The organism is Methanobacteriaceae archaeon, assembly GCA_029219465.1.
Classification (GTDB): Archaea; Methanobacteriota; Methanobacteria; order Methanobacteriales; family Methanobacteriaceae; genus Methanocatella.
In genome coordinates this window covers 1-20444 of record JAQXTL010000009.1, presented here as the reverse complement: position 1 = coordinate 20444, position 20444 = coordinate 1, and the positions used below count along the sequence as shown (strand labels likewise).

Genomic DNA, 20444 nt, shown 5'->3' with positions numbered 1-20444 from the left:
AAAAGTTTGTAATCTAATTTTACAGTTGAAATTACACATTGATTAAAAAAATAAGCTTCATATAACTATATATAGTAAAATGGAGAATAAATATTAATATGAACACTGAAAATACTCATTCTCCAAATTGTATTTTGTTTTCAAAGCAATTAAATCTTTCGGATTTTGGTTTCGAAAAACCAGCACTCAAAAAAATTAAAGAAATAAACAAAGACATAAAGCCAAATAAACTGTTAAAATTCATTAAATTTACATTTAAATACTCAAAAATTGTGTTAAATAAATATTCAAGCTATTTTTCAAAGCATGACTTCACACAACCTGCATTATTCACACTTTTAGCAGTAAAAATCTACACGCGAAGCACTTATAGGCAGATAACTGATTTATTAGAATTATCTGATAAAATACAGAAATATTTGCACTTAAAAAAGGTTCCACATTATACAACACTCCAGAAATTCTTCCAAAGACTGCCAACATCAATATTACAAGAATTAAACAAACAAATATTACTGAATAATCAAATTGATGGTGAAATAATTGCTTTAGATGGAAGTGGATTTACTAACGACTATGCAGACAAATATTACGCAATAATAAGACGAAAAGAACGAAAAAGCTACGTAAAAAACCATATTTCAATTGATGTAGAAAGTAGATTAATACTTCATTTCGCAGCCCAAAGAGGCCCAAGATTCGACACACGATTCGCAATCGCAGCAATAAGAAACATAAAGAAATATAACCCAAAATACATACTAGCAGATAGAGCATATGATACTGAACTCATCAGAAAATGCATAAATGAAGAAGCAAAAGCAGAAGATCAAATACCATTAAAATCCAGAGCAAAAAACGGACATTACAGGTTAAAAAGTAAAAATACATTCCAAAAAGAAATATATTCCCGAAGAAATAATGTAGAATCAATATTTAGTGTAATCAAAAGAATATTCAATGGAACCAATAGAAGCAGAAGTCTACAACTATCCAATAAAGAAACAAAACTCAAAAACACAATTTACAACATTTACAGAACAACACAAATTCAAGAAAAATAAGGATTTCTACAAAGCCTTAAACTTAATCAATGCCTCTGTTATGAACCCACTCACGATGCTTTCCAATAGCTACCCTGACAATAACATCAATCAAATCCAACTCATTTTCCTTTTTGAAATAATAATGGGCTGGTTTTTCCAACATTTGTCTTAAATCATAGAATGGTCTTGGTTTGACTGCATCTGGATTCATCAACCCATAACTTTTTAATATTTTCACATTTTCAGTTTCATATTTCTCCAATCCGGATTTCTGGACTTTAGTAGCTACAGTCTTTTCTTTCTTGTCAAAAATCTTGGCTATTTGAGAACTATCAATTAATATACTTGATTCAATTAACAATAAAGTTATTTCTTTACCTTTGACTGTTATTGTAGTCGCACACGAATTTTCACTATCTAAAAATAATTTCATGTTTATAGCTCCTATTATATAATATAGCTACTTAATAAATAAATAGTTGAAGCGGGGAATCCTCCCCACTTATCAAAGATTTAGAGTTAAATTATGCTCTGAATTTACCTTTAATTATACGGTTAGGTGCATTCATCAAAACACCGACTGAGGTGAGTATAAAAAGCTTTGTATACATCGGTAGTTCATCACGGATGTCCTTACGCATGAATTCAATCAATGGATAGAAATCATATACATCTCCGTCAGGTCCAAGGGGTGCAACGGTTGTTCCTGAAATTCTTGAGTACAGAAGTTTCATGCCGGGATTCTGGTAGTCCATTCCAATATAGAGCTTATCATCGATTTCAGATCCTCCATCACAGACGGCAGTTCCCAGTAAATCAATATTATCAACACCATAATATGATTTGATGACCTCAATTGGTTCAACTTTCTTGTTGTTGGCAAACATGTCTGATTTTAATGTAGTCAATGACTTGTAGTTGACAGCCATGCTGTTTAAGTTGCAGTAGCTTCCGGCTGATTCCTTGAACTTTTCCTGAGCCTTAAGGATTGTAACTCCACTGTCATCACCGGCAGTATAATTATAAGTCGGCACTTTATCATTGTTTAAAATCATGTTAATAGCAGCTTGTTCTATACTTCTGCCTATGAGAATGCCAACATCCTGCAGCATGTCGTGAACGCTGATTAGATTGGAGTCAAGCATCTGAGCGGAAACATTCAAAACACCACCGATAGTGTCAATGGATACTGTGTCGCTGACAGGCTTTCTCACGTTCAGCTCCTGCAAAGTTGCACCAGGTGCAATGTCTTTAGCTTCACCCAATTGTCCCTTGTCGATTATTTCATCGATGTTGACTCTTTGGGACATGTAAGTGTAGTATTGAGAGTTTTCCTCGATTTCCTGCTTTGGAATAAGTCTTGTGAATTTCATCCATTTGGCTGAAGTATCGGCTACAATCTGTGCCATTACTTCGTCTTGAACTTTAGCATTATTTCCTTTTGTAAGCATTAATTATTCCTCCTATGGTCTGCATGTACCTGTCAGTGCAAGATGCGGTTTATTTAACAATACTCCAACTTTACTTTGTATGAAGAGCTTTGTGTATTGCGGAAGCTCATCATAGATGTCCTTTCTCATGATTTCAATGATTGGATAGAAGTCAGCAATTTCAGGATCAGAGGTAATCGGCGCAACAGTGGTTCCTGAAGATTTGGAATAAAGTACTGTCAATGGAGCGTTTCTGATGTCAAATGCAATGTAGTCCTTTTCGCCGAGCATTGATCCGCCATCTGCATGGGTTGTTCCCAAAAAGTCAATGTTGTCAACACCATAGTAAGCCTGTATCTCTTCTATAGGCTGCACTGACTTGTTTGATACATAAGCCAACTGTTTGATGTAGCTTAATGTCCTGTATGACTCGACCATTATTGTCAAATCAGCACCTGCACCGGATTTTCCCTTGAATGCTTCCTGTGCCTTGATGACGAACTGGCCAAATGCCTCCATGGTGTCTTCGGTTTGAGTTGTATTGTATTTCGGAACCTTAGGTGAGCTGACGATGGTGTCGTAGATGTTGTATTCAATCTTGTTGGCGATGAGTGTTGCTACATCTGCAAGCAAGTCCTCAAAGGATATTCTGTCACTGTCAAAAACATCCTTGTTGACGTTTAAGACACCACCTACCGTATCAATGCTGATTGTGTCAGTTACAGGTTTTCTTATGTTTAATTCCTGAAGTGATGCACCAGGCACAAGGTCTTTTGCCTCACCCAAAAGGCCACGTTTAATAGCTTCATCAAGATTGATGTTCTGTCTGAAGTAAGTATAGTAATCAGAATTTTCCTTGATTTCCTGTTTTAGAAATAGCCTTGCTAATCTTAATCTTTTAGCTGATTCATCAGTAATAGTTTGAGCTATTACCTCATTTTGTACTTTGGTATCATTTCCCTTTGTAATCATTATTAATTATCCTCCATTTAGGTTATATCGTATGGTCTGAATACTTCAATGTAATTGTAATCGTCTGAACTTTCCACAGGATGCATTGCAATGAACTCACCGTCTTGAGATTTGATGGCTCCAGTACTGCTTAAAGCTATCCTATCATTAACGGCAATGTTTGACAAACCTGAGGCTAATTTCAATCTGAATAAATGACCTAATACCAATATTGCGGTTTTTCTTCTGCCGCCAGTCATGGTAACCGGATCGTTAACTGCAATGCCTAAAATGATTTCACCTTCAGCAGCAGTATATTTTTTAACAGTTGGTTTTCCAATATCTAAGTTAGCTGATAATGTTACCGCATCATCAACTTTAACTTTGTCTCCAGCATATTCATATCCTGGAGTTTCTCCGGTTGGAGTTGTTACAGTAGTTGCAGTGATGGTACCTTCATCCAATAAGAAAGTTGTAACTTCTTTTCTCTCTTCAAGTAAAATAATTGAATCTGCCATTAAATATGTCCTCCACTTAAATTCTTTATTATGTAATTTATTACTTATAATATATAAATATCACTATATTATAGCTATTTTTTTTAAAATTTAGTGAGGATTGCATTAATGATTAAAAATCAAAAATAACTGATAGAATAGGAATAATACAATAGAGTTATATTAAAATGTTATTGAAACAGATATGACCTATGTATATTTTAAAAACAAATATGAAGTGAAATTCTTTGTTTTTGATATAATTATAGAGTGTAATTTAAATCCTTGTTGATAATGTATACATTGTATACTGTGTTAACTTTATATACATCCAAGAACAAACATACAATTGGTGATATAAAATGGAAACAAAATCTATCAGAGTCAGTTTATTAAATCATGAAAGATTAGCAGACATCGGCCATAAAAATGATTCATTTAATGACATCATTTCCAAAGTTTTAGATGATTATGAAGAGTATCAGGAAATCAAAGATTTAATTGAAGCAGATAAAGAATTTGAAAAAGGAGAAGGAGTTCACTTTTCTTCATTAGATGAACTTGACGCTTACCTAGATGATTAATATGGAACTTGAATTTAAGCACTCTGCTTTAAAACAATTGAAAAATTATAAAAAGAAAAATCCAATTGCCTATAAAATAATCCGTGAACAATTAGGAGAAATTGTAAAAAACCCTGAAGACATTCGTTATAAAAAAGTAAAACGCTATCCTAAATATAAACGGGCGCGAAAAGGAAATTATAGGATTTGTTTTAAAGTAGTTGATAACTGTGTATACATTGGACGTATTGAAGATAGATCCAAAGCATACCAATAAATTTATTCTTCTTTTAATCCCCTAACTATTTCATCACCTTTATCAGTCAATCTATACAACCTGCCTTTTCTAACTTCTGGATTAATACATTCAACTAGCTCATGTGCTTTTAACTCCGCAAGAACTTTTGAAATATGATTTGTCTTAATCCCAGAGTCTTTAGCAATTACTGTGGGTATTTTAACATCACCCTCCAAAGTTTTCATTATTTTAATTCGGTATTTTGACATTTGAACATAGCTAATCTCAGTTAATATTTCATCTGACAATTCCATACTATCACTTATGAACTTCTTACAAAATAAATTGTATCCTCATCATAGCTACTTAATGCATCATATGCTGACTGAGTCATAAAGCGGAATTTACCAAATACACCATATTCAACACCCATGTATACTGGTCCTGTTGATTTTGCCAAATACATTTGTATTCCTCCAAAATGTTTTAATGGTATTACTGAATATGAATCAAGAGATTCTGTATCCCATGAACTTCCGTTATACTCTTTAATGGCCATGACTGAGCTAGTGACAATAGCTACACGATAACCTGCACTAACACCTGTAGGTAATGTGTTTGTAGTTCTTATTTCATCAACTGGCAGTTTCCATCCAGCTTCTTCATCACTACCAACACCCGTATCACCTTTAGGTCCTGTTTCACCAGCGTCTCCTTTAGCACCGGTATCACCAGTATCTCCTTTATCTCCAGTTGCTCCTGTGTCTCCTTTTTCTCCTTTTATATTTCCTACATTATCCCAAGTATTATCAAGCCAAACATAAAGGGAACCGTTTACTAAATAGCTGTCTCCATCATTACCGGTTGGATGTGCAGCTATTAGTTCCAGGTAAGTAGTATACGAACCTTTAATAGTAGTAGCAGTACCAGTAGCTCCAGTGTCCCCCTTTGCCCCGGCCGGTCCAGTATCGCCAGTAGCTCCTGTATCTCCAGTATCTCCTTTAGGTCCTTGTTGTCCTTTTTCACCAGTTGCTCCAGTATCGCCTTTGTCTCCTTTACTACCTGTCGCACCAGTATCTCCCTTATCACCTTTATCACCTGTATCCCCTTTGGGCCCTGCAGGTCCCGTTTCACCTTTTATGCTTCCTGCGTTTTCCCATTGACTGCCGTTCCAGAAATAAAAGTTACCATCCACTAAATATGCATCTGTATCATTACCGGTTGGATGTTCAGCTATCAGTTCTTCTAATGAATCATAGCTTCCTTTTATTGTTGTTCCAACTCCTGTATCACCTTTGGATCCTGTATCTCCTGTTACTCTTCCAATTGCTATCCATTCTGTTTCTACCATATTTTTATTCCTCCTCATGTGTCCATGGCTCCACGTCCATGCTTTCCCATTGAATGTGTCCTCCAGCATCGTAAATCATTACTGCAGGATAGAATGTATCAAATGTTATCTTATCAGAAATGTCAGCTTCATATGTGAAATCATTTGTAGCTTGATGTCTTATTGTAGCTTTAACATATCCGTTATCATAATACAAATCAAAATAATACAGTTGAGAATCCAATGTCAGCTGTCCGGATGAAACATTAACATCTCTTACTACATGGTCGGATGTGGAATATTTAAGTCCTTTCTTAGCGGGATAGGCACCCAGTTCCAGGATTTTAGTATCTCTGTAATGGTTTAATGATTTGGAATTGACTAAAGCTATTGCATCTCCCCATCCCTGGTTGCTGTCCTTTTTCTGGCGCAAGGCCAGCTCAATATGAATTCCGTTTGTCCCTCCAATACCGTTTGAATATACTTTTGGTATTGCCATTACGACGCTTGCGGCTGTTGTCTGTTTTGATAAGTCATAATTTCCAGTATAGCTTACTTCCACAATTTCAAATGAATGTGTAATGTCTGATGGATATTTAACTATATCATATAATCCTGTATCTCCATAATCTACGTAATCTGAAAATTCTGGAAAGGCAGGTACATCAAAACTCCAATCGTCACTGTCTCTTCCGGCATAAACTGTTCCTGAAAATGTTGAACCCGCTTCGCCAACTGTCAATGTTACTGAGGCTTCACCGTTACTATCTGTTAGGATATTATAGGTTTGACCTCCTGAAATTACAGTTACTGGCATTCCTGAAATTGGATCGTCAGTTGATGAGTCGGTTACTGTTGCTCCCACAGTAATTTCTGCTCCTGCATAAATCTCACTGGAGTATGGAGTGTTGAAACTGACATCAGCATATTTCAGGTTCCATCTTCTAACAAGCTGGAATATACTGTCCTGATTGTTATAGTAAATTCCGTTGGCTGCAAGTTTCTCTCTCATTAATGTTCTGGCCAATCCCAGTTTTGAGTTTTCATCTATTACATTGCTTGCTATGCTCATTATATCACTCCTATACCGTAGAATCTTAAACTTCTATAACAGCTGCTGGCTGATTTGTTGAATATGATTGCAGGATAAGCTGTGCCTGAAGGCAGATTATCCGGATTAAAAGACCATGCACCGTGTCTGGTATAACTGTTTGGATATTGAACTGTCGGGTCGTCAGCATATTCATCAGCCACAGTTGCATAAGCGTACCCGCTTTCGATATTGGTATCATAGAATTTTTTGCCTGCACTTTCTGGTGATCCGTCGTCCTGTGAAGACATATATGATATATTGACATATTCCTATCTGTATCCTGCACTTCCTGTTCCGTCACCATACCAGTATTTGGCACCTGCACAGATTCCTAAATTAGCCCATGAATCAATATTGAAAGCTAATCCGAAAGCCATGAAATCTGTTTTTGTTCCATTGCCACGGTCTGACAATATTGCAATGAACCTGTGGTCTTTAACTGTTGTTTTATCGAAGCTGCCTAAATCTGTGAATTTGATTCCAAAGTAATTTCCACTGTATCCTGCATGAGAAGAAGTTACGACATCAACAAATCCCTCTCCCCAATTTTCAGCTTCCATTACTTCCACATCCCCTCCTGCACTTGTATCATAGAATATTGAAAATGTTGAATATGATGTGTCATCGGCATTTAGTGCGGTAGTGCAATATGCTCCAATATCTTTACCAATAATGTTTCCGGCTCTTGCCTGAACTGTGAAATATCCCTTATCATTCGGCATAGGAACACTGACAGTAGCAGTACCATCATTACCGGTTGTTACTGTTCCTAAAGATGTTACTGCCACATCACCATAGGAGCCTTCATCTATTCTATATACATTAACATTAACGTTTGCCATTTCATTTCCGTCAGTGTCTTTGGCAGTAATGACAGCAGGAAGATTTGCACCTGTTGAAAATTTATTATACGTATTAACGCCGAGGCTTGCCAATTGTGGAATCGGCAGCTTTCGGATTAATGGAATAACTCCATCTCCCTGAGTGTAACCGATTTCCTCTTTTGTCAATATACTTCTTAAATTGCTTTGGCAGGTTGTCAGTCTTGAATTCATTGTCTGTTCTTTTGTTAGAACTTCTGAAAGGTCTGGCGGTGTAAAAGTCATTTTAATCTAGCTCCCCAATAAATTCAAGTTAGCTGTTTGTGTGGATGTTATTGTTCCTATGGCAGTTTGGATATTCTCAATAGCTGTAGCTACCGGTGCGTTCTTGATTGCATTGGTTGTGTCTGTTGTGTCTAAAGAACTTGCAAGATTAACTGGTCCGGCAGGGCCAGTATCACCAGTATCGCCTTTAACACCACTAGCTCCAGTATCTCCTTTTGGTCCAGATATTTCGTCAAAGCCAATTACGGCAGTTGATTCACTTCCTGTGAAAGTTATTTGCCTATGTACAGAATCCTTATAAACCTCGATGCTTTCACCGTCTGCACCTGTATCTCCAGTATCGCCTTTAGGTCCTGCAGGTCCAGTATCTCCAGTATCACCTTTTTGACCGGAACCTCCTGCACCTGCTAATTTAAAGCAGTTAACGTAATTGTATTCATCAGAATCTTCCACAGGATGAAGTGCAAGAAATTCACCTGAGGAGTCTTTAACGGCTCCGTTCTCACCCAGTTTGATTTTATCTGCCGGCGAAATGTCAGTAACTCCGCTTGCCAGCTTGAGTCTGTATAGCTGACCTAACACTAACACACTGGCTTTGCGTTGTCCGTTTGTCATTACCACTGAGTCGTTAACGATTATTCCTATTGGTGTTTCATCTGAGCCTGCAACATATTTTTTAACCATTTCTTTTCCGATTTCGGATTTGTCTGAAATGGTTACTGTATCTTCAGGATAAAGTTTATTGGTGTATTCATAGCCGATGTTCTGGCCTGTTGTGGTAATTACTTCCTTTGATGATACATTCCATCATCCAGTAAAAAAGTTGTGACTTCTTTACTTGCTTCCAGTAAAACGATTTGGTCTGTCATTAAATACTCACCTCATATATGTGGTTTGCTTTAACGTTCGGATTGCATTTGATATTTATTCCATTTTTTCTGGCCTCTGTGCAGAAATATAAATCTTCAGAAAGTACGGTATCATCATCGTAGATTACATATCTGAAATACGGATATTCCATCTTCCTGAAGACATTAACATTAACGAGAGCTATTCCCAGTCCTCCGCCTTTAATGTCAAATGGATCAATAGCTTCCAGTAATGTTTTTCCATAGATCATGTTTTCATCTGTGTAATCTTTTCCGAAATTGAAAATAACCGTCTGATCATTAACGGTTCTTTTCTTGTAGTACCATCCAAGAGCAATATCTGCCTCACATTCCAATAGCTTAATTAATGTATCTTTTGGAACTTTAACGTCTGAGTCTATCATCAGCACGTAGTCAAAGTTATAGTTAAGTGATAGCTTTGCTATTTCGTTTCTTGCACGTGCACAGTCATAGCCCTTAACATAATCGAAATACAGATTGTAACCTGCAGGATTTGTTAAATTGAATATAGCTTTAAAGCATTCAGGTTTAATATTTTCGAATGTTGGAACTGCAATGAGGATTTTACCTTTCATTGGTATTGTCCTCCAGTTTCCTGAGTCTTTCTTCCAAATCATCAATTGTTACCTTATCTGATTTCTCACATCTATACTGATATAAGTCGATTAATGCTACAATGGTAATGGCTAAAGCAAATGGTAAAAGTCCTTCCATTAAAGCATACTTTGTTGCATTATCCATTATGATGTTGCTGGCGATTGCGGTTAAAACAGCACTTGAAATTGTTTTGGTAAAGTTGCAGATAACAATTTTCTTTTTTAAATTTTTCATAATTATCAGCTTAATATTATTCTCCATAGGAGTTTATTTTTCTTCAGGGTATCCCAATACTCTTTTAGCTTGTTTTTTTGCGTGCTCAACATCACCTTCGCCTCTTACACGGCTTGCATAATGACTAGCTACTCCTAACACAATCATGCAAATGCAGTATGGTATGGTATTTTCAGTAATTCCTAAAGCTTCAGAATATAACATTACAATCGGAATGACAGTGACCAGAAATGAAGTTAATATGTCAATGTCCTTTCTGTTTCTTTCTATCCATTCATAAATCATCATTTATCACCTTCAAATGCTTTGTTGGTATGGCTGAGGATTACTCCGTCAACACAAATCTTTTCTTCACTTTCATATGCCTTTTCAGCATTATCAGCTTCATTCATCCATTCTTCGTACTCTTCAATCGTTTCAAAGTATTTGATGTATTTCATTGTGCCTCCCAAGTAATTGAATAGTATAGTATTCCATCTTCGATTTTAAATTGGATAACTGGTTTAACAGCATAAGGATAACCACTGTCAACGTATTTGGTACCGTTCCAATAGAACCAATGGCCTGTTACCTGGTCAATGTATGGTCATTTGTTTTCCAATGTTCCGACAAGTTTCCTTATAGTCATGATTTAAACCTCATTATAATATTATATCTTATATTATATATTTTATTATATAATTTATTATTTATTTTATATAAAGTATACATTCTCCCCATCATCACAACCATCCCATTCCATGTACAGCTTGTTGTCCTCCCATACGAACCTGACGTTATTGACAATAGCTACATCCGGAAGCTCACAATAAGTAACTCCATCAGCATCCTTGACATAATTGGCCTGAGCCATAATGTTGGATTCAGTTGGTACAATCATGTTTACCACGTGAGTTATTTCATCCTGTTCAAAGGAACAGTCAGCAAGATCAATACAGTTCTGAGATTCCGGATACATTTCGATTTCAGACATTTGCCTGTATACTCTGATGTATTCCGTATGTTCGTTTTCGGCCAGGTTGACAATGGAAAGCAGTCTTAAATCATGGCCTTCGACTGGATTGCATTCTCCGTCTTTATCAATGTAGATTCTTGTGTTCGGCAATATATCTGCAGGAGCTGGTCTTTTGAGTTTTAATCTGAAAACATCACCAAGCACAGCAACAGTAACTAGCGTATGTCCTGAAGAACGAACTTGAACTTTACCTAACAGATATCCAAAAGCCAAGTCACCTTCCTTTGCTTTCCTAACAATTGTATGTTCCATTGTTGAGGATTCATCCAATGTCACCATTTCCCCAACTCTGCATTGGTTTTCAGATATCCATGCAGTATGCTCCTCATTAACATAGAACCTCTCGCCCTCATCTAAAAGACAAGCTATTACATCCATCTTTTCTTCATGGCTTAATCCTGTTGGATATCCACGATTATGCCCAATTGTTTCTCTGTACTCATCAATCATTTAAAACACCCAATCCCAATCTTTGTTTATAATTTTATCTGGAATGTATAGTCCAGTATTGTCCATTGACTCATCATCAGCATCCCACAATAGCTTACTGCCTTTATAAGCTTTTGGATATTCATGTTCACCTTTATATAATCTAATTCCAGTTTTGGTATCTTTCTCCGTTACTGTTACTTCCGGAATTCCATTAGCTGCGAACAATGGTGACGGGAAGATTAACATCCACTTCAAATCAACATAGTTGTATTCTTCAAATTCTGTTGTTGCAAAGAATGTCGGAGCTATTTCAACTTCAGCGAAATTACTGTCATAAATTTTGGTTGGATTGTTCCTGCTGAACCCCTCAAGATAATCACTGTTTGATGAAAAACCAGTTCCTACTCTTCCGTGAATATGATATTGTTTATAGCTTCCGTTTGTGTCACTTCCCTGATTGTAAGCGTCCCATGATGAAACCTGAACTAAAGTTTTAGCTCCGTTAAACATCAGATAGCTTTTGTCACTGCCTGCCCAGTTTAGTGAGGTTGATTTGGTGTCAATGCCATAGGTTGTGAGACTTCCATCCACTTGCATCATGACACTTCCCGTTGTTGAACCATGATATGTTGCATTATCATTAACATCAACACAACCGGAAATTCTTTTAAATCTTGCTATAACAACACGATTGTTTGATAATGATTGGCTTGAAGCAACTGTTGTGAATAATGATGTTGGAGAGCTACCATCAAGGCTTGGAACAAATCTGGCTCTTAAAAATCTGCCATTATCTGTTGAGTCATTGTTGATACTTAAACCTGAGTAATTCATGAAATATTGTGAGTATGTATCAGAATTTGCATCAAACATTAATACATCATTACCAGTTGTTAAAGTGCTTGAGAATGTAGTTGATCTGTCATAAACATCCAGCAATAGTTTTGTAGTTTGGGAGATCTTACCTGTTGGAATTCTCACAAGTATTGCTGCAGGTTGTGAACCATATGCTGGAATGTATAATGCATGACATTCTGTTTTGTCTAGGGTTTTGATTTTCAGGTTTTTTAAGTCAATTCTGAAAAGATTAGAATAAGAACTACTTGCCAGATTATCTAAATAGATGTAATCATAGTTTCCCGAATAGCTACCACTCCTTTGATTGTAATTACTCATCACGATGTTTATTTGTAATTCATCTTGCAATGTCATGATTTAATTTATATTATTTAATTTATATAAATAATATAATAAAAAATGTAATATTACATATTCGCATTAACGATTTCAACACCCCTTCAAATTAAAATAATATTAACACCAACCATTTATTAACGGAAACTAGTTTTTTGAAAAGGAGCAAATACGGAGCATTAGAAGCAAATCCAGTTTTTCTAACAATAATTTCTACAAGATTAACATGAAACTATTTTTTTACAATATTTTATTAGTAATATTACAAAAACATTTAATGATTATAGGAGAATATTGCAAACATGTTTTTATCTCCTTTTTTGATGTGTGTAAAAATTTAAATAAAAAAAATATAAAATTTAAGATAGGTGGAGGAGTAATTTTTTTACTCCCCTCTATTTTTTAAGATTGCAGTTAGTAGTTCTATCAGAGCAGATATTAGATTTAGAACTCCTGCAATCAATATTATTAATTGACTGTCACCAATGCATCAATTTCCATACAGACTTATTTCAAAAAAATTAACACTCCCCCATTATTATCCCATCCGTAAAAAAATATATGTCTTGAAATAAATAAATTAAACTTTATTACTATTCAATTATAAAGGAGTGTAAATTTGAAGAATTTAAATAAATTTTTATGTATATTAATATTTTTTTGTTTTATAATTTGTTTAAACTGCACCTATGCAGTTTCAGACAATGCAGTCGAAAATGATACGTTAAGCGTTGATTATCAATCAGATGATATCTATTCTGATAGTATAGAGGGTTCATCAGATGATAATAATGTTGATGAAAAAATTGAAAATTCATCCGATGTTAAAATTCAAGACAATAATGCGAAACCCAGTAATGTTGTAAAAAAAGCTAGTTCTACAGTTAAAACAATTATTACTGCAAAAGATGTGACCAAGTATTACCAAGACGGAACAACACTTAAAGCTTATTTAAAAAACTCAAATGGCAAAGCATTAACTGGGAAAAAGATTACAGTAAATTATTCTGGTAAAACTTACTCACGTACAACCGATTCCAAAGGTTGCGTCAGTTGGAATGTTCAAAAAGGACCAGGAACATACTCCGTGAAATTCACATTCAAAGCAAGCGGATATCAAACAAGCAGCAAAACAGCAAAAGTTACAGTAAAAAAAATGCCAACAACATTAACCGCAAATAATCTTGCATTCACATATGGTGATGGCAACAATAAGTTAAAAGCGACACTAAAAGATAAAAATGGGAACGCCCTTGTAAATAAAACTGTTGTTTTTAATTTTAATGGTAAAAACTATAATCAGAAAACGGATTCTAAAGGAGTTGCAACATTAACAATTAGTGCAGAACCCAAAAAATACACAACAACTATTACATTTACAAATAATAATTATGTAACAAGTAAAAAGAGTGTATCGGTAAATGTCAACAGTATTCCTATAATTTTATCTGTGAATGATTTAACTTGCTATTATGGAGATAATAACAAATTATCCGTTAATTTAAGATCAATTAATGAAGTATTATCTAATCAGGACATAACTTTTAATATTAATGGAGAAACAAATATATCTAAAACTAATTCCAATGGTTTTGTATTTTTCCCCATTAAAGCTGAACCTGGCACATATCTAGCAACCGTTTCATTTTCAAAATTAGGTTATGATTCCTGTAGCAAACCAGTCACTATTACTATTAAACCAAAGCCAGTTGATTTAAGTATTAACAACTTAACATGTGAATATAATAAAACAAATTACCTGTACGCTTATCTTAAATGTAATAATTGCCCATTAATTGGTCAAAATATAACTTTTTCTATTAATAATAATGATTATAAATTTATGACAGATTCTAATGGAAGAGTTGCTTATAATGTAGATTTAACTCCTGGAGATTATGTTGTTACTGTTTTATTTTCAAATAATCATTATGAAAAAGTTAATAAAACTGTTAATTTAAAAATATATTCCAAATTAACTAAATTTGAATATAGTATAATTATTCCCAACTATGTGAATTTAACAAATGCTTGGCGTTTAGTTCCAGGTTACCTTAAGCCAGAATATATTGCACAAGGTGGTGCTGGAGGTAAAGTGAAAATGCCTGTTACACGAGATTATATAATTTTAACAAAAAATAATTATCACATATTTAATACAAATGATATTAAATCAGCAAATTTAGATTATTGTATTAACGATTTGTCTAATTTACACATTACAAGTAATTCAGATTATGCAAATTTTACATATTATGGTTTTGTTCATAATGATATTAACCAGATAAGTGCAGTTTACCGACAAAAAGAATATAATGGTATTTCTTATCCTGATTATGAAGAATTATTATTTGTAATTAATGGAGTTGCAACATTAAGCATAGGTTTTACAAATCCAACAAGTTGGAATGACGAACCTGTGAGATTCGCATTTATTAATAATAATCTTCCAGCCCATCAGGATGTACTAGTATGTCGATATGACAAATTTACTAATTATCAATATTTACGTTTTGCCGAAACTGGGGAATCAGTTGAATATTCTAACAATATGCTAAAAATTAGTAATTTTCCAAGTAACGAAAAAATTCGCACACAATTTAAAATAAATGGAACCTCCATCATAAAAGATGAATGGATTAGCTTTGGTAAACATTATAATCCTGAAAATTCATTTGAAGTAATTCAAACATATGCAATTACTGATAAACAGATAACTAACAACGATTTAGATTATTATATTGGATTAAATAGTAGTTTTCCTGTTGGATTCATGAAAGCCTCCTATGGTACTTTTTTAACTGCACTAAACACTATCAAAATGTATGATGAATTTATGGAAAATGTTTCAGGAATATTTAATGTTTCAGCAGTTAGAGAAAATTCTGTAGTTTCTATGTGTGGTGTCGAATATGGAGGTACTGCTTATATCCATTGTCCTGATCCTGCAATGAAATATAATTTAAATGGAGAATGGGAAAATGTATATAAATGTAGATATATATCTTCATTATTTTTATCTGAATTTGAATCATATTCTCTAAATTGTGCAGGCATCACCTCAACATCCTCAGTTGATTATATTTTTTCTAATATCCTTGAACTAAAAAATTTTACGGTTTCATCATTTGAAAATTATACTATTATTCAAATAGATGGAAATTCTAATTATCAACTTAGATTAAACTCAAGTAATGGCCTAATGTATGATTTATCAATTTTTAATAATTTTTTATATAAAGGAGCAATTTCAAATTTTACAGATAATTATTGTTTCCATGATTTTTTAACAAATACCCTTATTAATAACTTAACAAAATATAGTAATGTAAATAATAATGAAATTATTATATCTGATGAACTTATTCAATTTCTTGAGGATAGTTCTGGAGATTTAGCATTAGCATCTGCAGCAGTGATGATTCCATATATTTTGCCATGTATTGGAGTTCTACCTTTCTTGACATTATTAACACCATTAGGTATTGTTACCGGCCTTATTATTTTAGGCGTTGCGTTAAAGATTCATGCAAATGGTGGGAACATAAATAAAGGTATTGGAGATTCAATGGTTAGTTTAGCACTTGATTTTGCGTGATATTATGAAAAAAGATTCTAAATTCTTTAAATATTTTATTTTAACAAACCCTGGAAGTTTATCTATGAAGGAAAGAATTATACTTATTCTTATTCCTTCAATTTTTATTTTTTGTTGTGCTGCATCAGTGTATACTGTTTCTCATGATTTTATTGTATGGGTATTGTTGTTAGGAGTTTATGTATTTTTTGCAGGATTGGCTCTTCCTTTAATTTTTTTTGAAAAATATGATGAAAAGTATGGTTTTAATTCGAAAATAAGATTTGGTGGAACATATCAATTTATTTCCAAAAATTTTTCATTATTACTACCTGGCTTGGTTATGATTATTTTAACTGTTGGTTTTATACTTAATGATTTTTTTAAATCATTATTAATCAGTTTTGCATTCCTACTTCCTTTTTTAGCATTATTTTTTAGGATTGATGTTTTTAATGATAATAGTTCTATTGAAAATGATGAAATTATTTTAGGATATAATCCTGGATATTATGGGCTATTGAGTTTATGCTTAGGTATTTACGGTTATATAAATGTAAATAATTTATTTTATTCAAATTCTAACATGGCAATTATACTTTTTATTATAACAATCACATTTCAAATATTATTATTAATTCCAGATCAATTAAATAAAGTTTTATTTTTTGAAATTAGAAAAAAAGAAGGTTTTTTAGCATATATTTGTTTGTTACTATCATGTTATACAATATTATGTTTTATTATGACTGGAGGTGATATTCTTAATGGACTCAATATTGATTTATCTTTTGAAGGAATTATAAGAAAAACCATTACGTGGGGTGCTGCAATTATTTTAGCAATACTCTTTGCAAAACAAATAAAAAAAATGAATAAATAACAAGGAATAAATTGAATACAGGTGCTGATTAATGATTTTGAAATTAACCAGTGCCACATATAATTTAATGAAAAACTAATGCCTAGATATAAATAATCGTGTCCATTTTATGAACAATAAGATATTTATTTCCAAGTTCCGAATCTATGGATTTGGAATGAGAAATTTTGTTATATTTAATAACCGGCGACTTATCGGTCGGTTCAAGGGTTAAACTATGAATAACAAGTTCTTACATATCAAAAATTTTAGTTCCGGTGAAAAGCAATTAAAACACCATCACAGCTATATCCTTGTTCGATTAAAACCCATATCCTTTAATATCTTATAATATTCTTCACGAGTCCTAAAAGATGGTGAATCCTCATCTCCAGTGCTTCCGCTCTCACCAGTATCTTCAGTGTTTGATGGATTTCTTCCACCAGGTGCGGAACCGTCACTGGTAGCTTCTATTTTAATTCTTCTCTCAGCCAGCTTTTCCATCAGCTCCATATCAACGTCCCCAGATAATAATTTATCAATTATTTCCTTATCCTGTACGTTTTCATTATAGTTGAAGTTGTACTTGGCCTCGTACTCTTTTATTTTCCTTTCATTTTCATGTTTTCTAAGCTCAGATAATTCTTTTAAGATATCTTCTTTATTTTCAATGAATTCCTTATTTTCTTCTATGGATTTTTTAATCTTTTCATACTTTTTGGATTCTTTTTTTAAGCTGTTGATTTCATCCTGAAGTTTTCCGATTTCTGCATCTTTTCCTTGAAGTTTTTCCAAAAGCAGGCTTGTTGCTACATTTGTATCTTCACTAGACTGAGGTTGTGGTGCAGGTTCGGGATTTCCACTTTCACCAGTTTCGCCTGTCGCTCCGGTTTCTCCAGTTATCTCTGAATTCAACAGTCTTATTTTTCTTGGGTGTTTGGTAACGCCTACATCTATTAAGCTCATAGTATCAATTCCGAATGAATCTCCTTTGTCTTTAAGCAAGACATCAACTTTAGGGGAAAGGCCTTTTCCTTTCATGTCCAGTTCGTCAGGTATTTCGATGAATAGCTTTCCTTCCTCATAGCTGATATTGTTTCCGATTCCGACGTAGATATTGTCATGTTCGGAAGTTAAAGGTATTCCTCCACGGTAGTTTTCAGCTATTTGTTTTAGATCTTTTTCTGTCCATCTTACTGGTTTGGTTAACCTTTCATCCAAGTCGGAGTAGTCGTATGATCCGACTTCAAATAGTTCATGTCTCATCTCAATCACTTTTTATTATATTATTTATTATATATTTTATTACTTATTTTATATAAATATTTATATTTCAACACCGCTGTCACTTAAAATTCTCTCACCGACAGGCTGTTCTTCTTCAAAGTTACTTAAATAATTTTTATAGATTTCATCGCCTTCAGCAGTGAGTTCCATAATATATCTTAAAACATCATCTCTTGAATAGCTGAAATAAATATCCAATGTTTCACTGATTCCCATTAGTTCTAATTGCATATTCAACAGCCGATTGCAGTATTTTAAAACCCATTTCTGGTCATTGGCCACATTGACGATAAAACCTGTAATTGCCGAATCGTTAATGTATTCCGCCACATTCTGGTTTGACCTTTCATTACCTGCCTGTGACTGAGGAGTGACGAAAGTCCTTAGGATGTTGTTTCTAAATATTTCAGTCTGCCTTGTATAGTCTGACTGGTAGTTGTTACCCCCTAAGATTTTTGATTCGATTCCTGGAGGTACAATAGCCACATTTGAATTTGCAGTTGTTCCGTAATCAGCATAAAGGTTTTCTTTTGCTGTTGAAGACAGCTCCATGATTATGGGCTGGCCGTTAGCGTCAAGTGACGGCTTTACTTCAATGATGTTGTCCTTATTGATTCTTTCAACCTGGTTTCTTTCGAGATTGCATTTGTGGTAGATATCATCAAGACAATTCAGGACAATGCTTTGAGCTTCAGAGTAGATTTCATTGTACATGAAGTTAATCACTTCATCAGGTTCATATTTAACAGTTAATGTTCCCTCCTCAACACTGACATAATTGTCAAACTCCTCCGGTGATCCGTTGACAATATCTTTAGGCATCTCATGCAAGTACAGCTGCACATCATTGTCATCATTGAACTCCTTTTTCAAACCATATCCATGAGCACCAATTTCAAGAAATATCGGTTTGATATATTTTCCGATGGATTTGTCCCATCTCTGCACCGGTTTGATTAGACCTTCACCGTCAACCATTCCGCCCTGCAGGATGTTTTTAGCAATTTGGCGAATGTCAATTTTTCGAGCCCAAAGAATTAATGTAAGTTTCTGCTCTTGGGAGAGTTTGTTTTCCTTATCAACAAGCACCACATTAACATTGGCCTTGTCAATTCTATTTTTCAATATTCCTGAAGTGTAACCGTCAAGCTTGACAGCATAACGTGCATTAGATATTGTTTTGTTGATGACTGGCGGAAGGGCATCCGGCAAATCAAGGCCAGTATTGATTCCATCAACTCTAGGTTGCCTTTCACTTTCACCCCAATAGCTGCGCTTGGTGTTGTACTGTTCCACACGGTTGTTCAATAATCTGGTTTTGATGTAATCAGTAATTCCCATATCAATCATTCCCATTACAATTTTTTATTATATTATTTATTATATTTTTTATATAAAATAGGTAATAAAATTATCGTAGTAGAAATAGAAAGCAATAATTCGCAAATGTTTGTGTAAAAACAAACAGTATATATACTAGTACAAACATATGTGTAATTAGAGATTAAAGAGATATTAAAGAACAACCATACCAAATAACTTAAAAATAATAAAATAGAAATAAAAATATCCCATAGGAAAAAATAACCTAAAATAATCAAATAATGATAAAATAAAGCCATTATTTTATCTATAAATTAAACAGCACAAAAGAGATACCATGATATATAATTACTATGATTATGAAGAAAAGACTCCTGAAGATGAATTCATTAAAGAAGAAATCAATACACTTTTAGAACAAATTGAACTTGAAAAGACTGTAGTAAAAATAAAATATGTATAATGAAAAAACTCTGATGGATTCTAAAGAGCGAGAAAATGAAGGTAGGGCAATTAATAATTTAGTATTCAGTGAAAAGCGTGGTGGGAAATATTATACCTTCCTTAAATTTACTAGAAAAGAAAAAATAAGAACTGAAATAAAAAAAGGAGACTTGTGTTTATTAACTATAAATGATGGCTTTGTAGAAATCCTATTTGATTTTTGCAAAAATTTTTTAATAATTCTATTTTTTTATATTTTTGCTTTAATTTTGTTAAAAACATTTTAAAAGTTTGTAATCTAATTTTACAGTTGAAATTACACATTGATTAAAAAA

Annotated in this window: 25 protein-coding genes; 7 read left to right on the top strand and 18 right to left on the bottom strand. The window is 33.6% G+C overall.

The genetic code is table 11. The annotated features are described in order from the left end of the window. Window positions 1-98: 98 nt before the first annotated feature. Window positions 99-1064, top strand: coding sequence for an IS5 family transposase (locus PUD86_06260; GenBank protein ID MDD6776878.1), 966 nt, complete (start codon window positions 99-101; stop codon window positions 1062-1064). Window positions 1065-1086: 22 nt separating this feature from the next. Here the strand turns inward: PUD86_06260 and PUD86_06255 are convergent, their stop codons facing one another. The 4 genes from PUD86_06255 to PUD86_06240 form a co-directional block, all read right to left on the bottom strand. Continuing rightward, window positions 1087-1479 (bottom strand): hypothetical protein, encoded by a 393-nt coding sequence (locus tag PUD86_06255; protein ID MDD6776877.1) that lies wholly within the window; start codon window positions 1477-1479, stop codon window positions 1087-1089. A gap of 91 nt (window positions 1480-1570) precedes the next feature. Beyond that, window positions 1571-2497, bottom strand: a complete 927-nt coding sequence (locus PUD86_06250) for a hypothetical protein (protein ID MDD6776876.1) — start codon at window positions 2495-2497, stop codon at window positions 1571-1573. Between the two features lie 12 nt (window positions 2498-2509). Further along, window positions 2510-3448, bottom strand: a complete 939-nt coding sequence (locus PUD86_06245) for a hypothetical protein (GenBank protein ID MDD6776875.1) — start codon at window positions 3446-3448, stop codon at window positions 2510-2512. 17 nt (window positions 3449-3465) lie between these two features. After that, the gene (locus PUD86_06240) at window positions 3466-3945 is read right to left on the bottom strand and encodes a hypothetical protein (protein MDD6776874.1); all 480 of its coding nucleotides are present in this window, start codon (window positions 3943-3945) and stop codon (window positions 3466-3468) included. Window positions 3946-4286: 341 nt separating this feature from the next. On the opposite strand from PUD86_06240, the gene PUD86_06235 reads away from it, so the two are divergent. Both PUD86_06235 and PUD86_06230 read left to right on the top strand, forming a co-directional pair. After that, on the top strand, window positions 4287-4508 hold the full coding sequence (locus tag PUD86_06235; protein MDD6776873.1) for a hypothetical protein: 222 nt from the start codon (window positions 4287-4289) through the stop codon (window positions 4506-4508). Between the two features lies 1 nt (window position 4509). Next, window positions 4510-4764 (top strand): type II toxin-antitoxin system RelE/ParE family toxin, encoded by a 255-nt coding sequence (locus PUD86_06230; protein MDD6776872.1) that lies wholly within the window; start codon window positions 4510-4512, stop codon window positions 4762-4764. 2 nt (window positions 4765-4766) lie between these two features. Here PUD86_06230 and PUD86_06225 read toward each other — a convergent pair whose 3' ends face one another. The 12 genes from PUD86_06225 to PUD86_06170 all read right to left on the bottom strand — a co-directional run bounded on the left by PUD86_06225 (window position 4767) and on the right by PUD86_06170 (window position 12634). Continuing rightward, a complete protein-coding gene (locus PUD86_06225; protein MDD6776871.1) occupies window positions 4767-5039 on the bottom strand; it encodes a transcriptional regulator in 273 nt (90 codons plus the stop codon). Window positions 5040-5047: 8 nt separating this feature from the next. After that, complete coding sequence (locus PUD86_06220; protein MDD6776870.1) at window positions 5048-6076, bottom strand: hypothetical protein; 1029 nt, start codon at window positions 6074-6076, stop codon at window positions 5048-5050. 4 nt (window positions 6077-6080) lie between these two features. After that, complete coding sequence (locus tag PUD86_06215) at window positions 6081-6920, bottom strand: Ig-like domain-containing protein (GenBank protein ID MDD6776869.1); 840 nt, start codon at window positions 6918-6920, stop codon at window positions 6081-6083. A gap of 206 nt (window positions 6921-7126) precedes the next feature. Continuing rightward, window positions 7127-7396 (bottom strand): hypothetical protein, encoded by a 270-nt coding sequence (locus tag PUD86_06210; protein ID MDD6776868.1) that lies wholly within the window; start codon window positions 7394-7396, stop codon window positions 7127-7129. A gap of 21 nt (window positions 7397-7417) precedes the next feature. Next, on the bottom strand, window positions 7418-8254 hold the full coding sequence (locus PUD86_06205; GenBank protein MDD6776867.1) for a hypothetical protein: 837 nt from the start codon (window positions 8252-8254) through the stop codon (window positions 7418-7420). 6 nt (window positions 8255-8260) lie between these two features. Continuing rightward, window positions 8261-8938, bottom strand: coding sequence for a hypothetical protein (locus PUD86_06200; protein MDD6776866.1), 678 nt, complete (start codon window positions 8936-8938; stop codon window positions 8261-8263). A 184-nt stretch (window positions 8939-9122) separates the two neighbouring features. Beyond that, a complete protein-coding gene (locus PUD86_06195; protein MDD6776865.1) occupies window positions 9123-9719 on the bottom strand; it encodes a hypothetical protein in 597 nt (198 codons plus the stop codon). Next, window positions 9709-9975 carry a hypothetical protein gene (locus PUD86_06190; GenBank protein MDD6776864.1) on the bottom strand — a complete coding sequence of 89 codons (267 nt, stop codon included), beginning with the start codon at window positions 9973-9975 and terminating at the stop codon, window positions 9709-9711. Before PUD86_06190 ends, PUD86_06195 begins: the two co-directional genes overlap by 11 nt. A gap of 33 nt (window positions 9976-10008) precedes the next feature. After that, window positions 10009-10260 (bottom strand): hypothetical protein, encoded by a 252-nt coding sequence (locus PUD86_06185; protein ID MDD6776863.1) that lies wholly within the window; start codon window positions 10258-10260, stop codon window positions 10009-10011. After that, complete coding sequence (locus PUD86_06180; protein MDD6776862.1) at window positions 10260-10415, bottom strand: hypothetical protein; 156 nt, start codon at window positions 10413-10415, stop codon at window positions 10260-10262. The genes PUD86_06185 and PUD86_06180 overlap by 1 nt, the downstream gene beginning before the upstream one ends. Before the next feature lie 254 nt (window positions 10416-10669). Further along, on the bottom strand, window positions 10670-11266 hold the full coding sequence (locus PUD86_06175) for a hypothetical protein (GenBank protein ID MDD6776861.1): 597 nt from the start codon (window positions 11264-11266) through the stop codon (window positions 10670-10672). A gap of 174 nt (window positions 11267-11440) precedes the next feature. Continuing rightward, window positions 11441-12634: a hypothetical protein gene (locus tag PUD86_06170; GenBank protein ID MDD6776860.1), complete on the bottom strand. Its 1194-nt coding sequence runs from the start codon at window positions 12632-12634 to the stop codon at window positions 11441-11443. 601 nt (window positions 12635-13235) lie between these two features. On the opposite strand from PUD86_06170, the gene PUD86_06165 reads away from it, so the two are divergent. Both PUD86_06165 and PUD86_06160 read left to right on the top strand, forming a co-directional pair. Further along, complete coding sequence (locus PUD86_06165) at window positions 13236-16214, top strand: Ig-like domain-containing protein (GenBank protein MDD6776859.1); 2979 nt, start codon at window positions 13236-13238, stop codon at window positions 16212-16214. Between the two features lie 4 nt (window positions 16215-16218). Further along, on the top strand, window positions 16219-17076 hold the full coding sequence (locus tag PUD86_06160; GenBank protein ID MDD6776858.1) for a hypothetical protein: 858 nt from the start codon (window positions 16219-16221) through the stop codon (window positions 17074-17076). Between the two features lie 285 nt (window positions 17077-17361). Here PUD86_06160 and PUD86_06155 read toward each other — a convergent pair whose 3' ends face one another. Beyond that, on the bottom strand, window positions 17362-18321 hold the full coding sequence (locus PUD86_06155) for a hypothetical protein (GenBank protein ID MDD6776857.1): 960 nt from the start codon (window positions 18319-18321) through the stop codon (window positions 17362-17364). 60 nt (window positions 18322-18381) lie between these two features. Then, window positions 18382-19290, bottom strand: coding sequence for a hypothetical protein (locus PUD86_06150; GenBank protein MDD6776856.1), 909 nt, complete (start codon window positions 19288-19290; stop codon window positions 18382-18384). Window positions 19291-20002: 712 nt separating this feature from the next. Between PUD86_06150 and PUD86_06145 the strand changes: the two genes are divergently transcribed. Next, window positions 20003-20128 carry a hypothetical protein gene (locus PUD86_06145; protein MDD6776855.1) on the top strand — a complete coding sequence of 42 codons (126 nt, stop codon included), beginning with the start codon at window positions 20003-20005 and terminating at the stop codon, window positions 20126-20128. A 13-nt stretch (window positions 20129-20141) separates the two neighbouring features. Further along, window positions 20142-20396, top strand: a complete 255-nt coding sequence (locus PUD86_06140) for a hypothetical protein (GenBank protein ID MDD6776854.1) — start codon at window positions 20142-20144, stop codon at window positions 20394-20396. The last annotated feature ends 48 nt before the right edge of the window (window positions 20397-20444 follow it).

Bases quoted from the DNA above. Each gene is read 5' to 3' on its own strand.
- PUD86_06145 (MDD6776855.1), top strand. From the start codon at position 20,003: ATGATATATAATTACTATGATTATGAAGAAAAGACTCCTGAAGATGAA.
- PUD86_06140 (MDD6776854.1), top strand. From the start codon at position 20,142: ATGGATTCTAAAGAGCGAGAAAATGAAGGTAGGGCAATTAATAATTTA.
- PUD86_06170 (MDD6776860.1), bottom strand. From the start codon at position 12,634: ATGACATTGCAAGATGAATTACAAATAAACATCGTGATGAGTAATTAC.
- PUD86_06180 (MDD6776862.1), bottom strand. From the start codon at position 10,415: ATGAAATACATCAAATACTTTGAAACGATTGAAGAGTACGAAGAATGG.
- PUD86_06235 (MDD6776873.1), top strand. From the start codon at position 4,287: ATGGAAACAAAATCTATCAGAGTCAGTTTATTAAATCATGAAAGATTA.
- PUD86_06220 (MDD6776870.1), bottom strand. From the start codon at position 6,076: ATGGTAGAAACAGAATGGATAGCAATTGGAAGAGTAACAGGAGATACA.
- PUD86_06155 (MDD6776857.1), bottom strand. From the start codon at position 18,321: ATGAGACATGAACTATTTGAAGTCGGATCATACGACTACTCCGACTTG.
- PUD86_06210 (MDD6776868.1), bottom strand. From the start codon at position 7,396: ATGTCTTCACAGGACGACGGATCACCAGAAAGTGCAGGCAAAAAATTC.
- PUD86_06230 (MDD6776872.1), top strand. From the start codon at position 4,510: ATGGAACTTGAATTTAAGCACTCTGCTTTAAAACAATTGAAAAATTAT.
- PUD86_06250 (MDD6776876.1), bottom strand. From the start codon at position 2,497: ATGCTTACAAAAGGAAATAATGCTAAAGTTCAAGACGAAGTAATGGCA.
- PUD86_06225 (MDD6776871.1), bottom strand. From the start codon at position 5,039: ATGGAATTGTCAGATGAAATATTAACTGAGATTAGCTATGTTCAAATG.
- PUD86_06200 (MDD6776866.1), bottom strand. From the start codon at position 8,938: ATGGTTAAAAAATATGTTGCAGGCTCAGATGAAACACCAATAGGAATA.
- PUD86_06160 (MDD6776858.1), top strand. From the start codon at position 16,219: ATGAAAAAAGATTCTAAATTCTTTAAATATTTTATTTTAACAAACCCT.
- PUD86_06195 (MDD6776865.1), bottom strand. From the start codon at position 9,719: ATGAAAGGTAAAATCCTCATTGCAGTTCCAACATTCGAAAATATTAAA.
- PUD86_06185 (MDD6776863.1), bottom strand. From the start codon at position 10,260: ATGATTTATGAATGGATAGAAAGAAACAGAAAGGACATTGACATATTA.
- PUD86_06260 (MDD6776878.1), top strand. From the start codon at position 99: ATGAACACTGAAAATACTCATTCTCCAAATTGTATTTTGTTTTCAAAG.
- PUD86_06190 (MDD6776864.1), bottom strand. From the start codon at position 9,975: ATGAAAAATTTAAAAAAGAAAATTGTTATCTGCAACTTTACCAAAACA.
- PUD86_06245 (MDD6776875.1), bottom strand. From the start codon at position 3,448: ATGATTACAAAGGGAAATGATACCAAAGTACAAAATGAGGTAATAGCT.
- PUD86_06240 (MDD6776874.1), bottom strand. From the start codon at position 3,945: ATGGCAGATTCAATTATTTTACTTGAAGAGAGAAAAGAAGTTACAACT.
- PUD86_06205 (MDD6776867.1), bottom strand. From the start codon at position 8,254: ATGACTTTTACACCGCCAGACCTTTCAGAAGTTCTAACAAAAGAACAG.
- PUD86_06255 (MDD6776877.1), bottom strand. From the start codon at position 1,479: ATGAAATTATTTTTAGATAGTGAAAATTCGTGTGCGACTACAATAACA.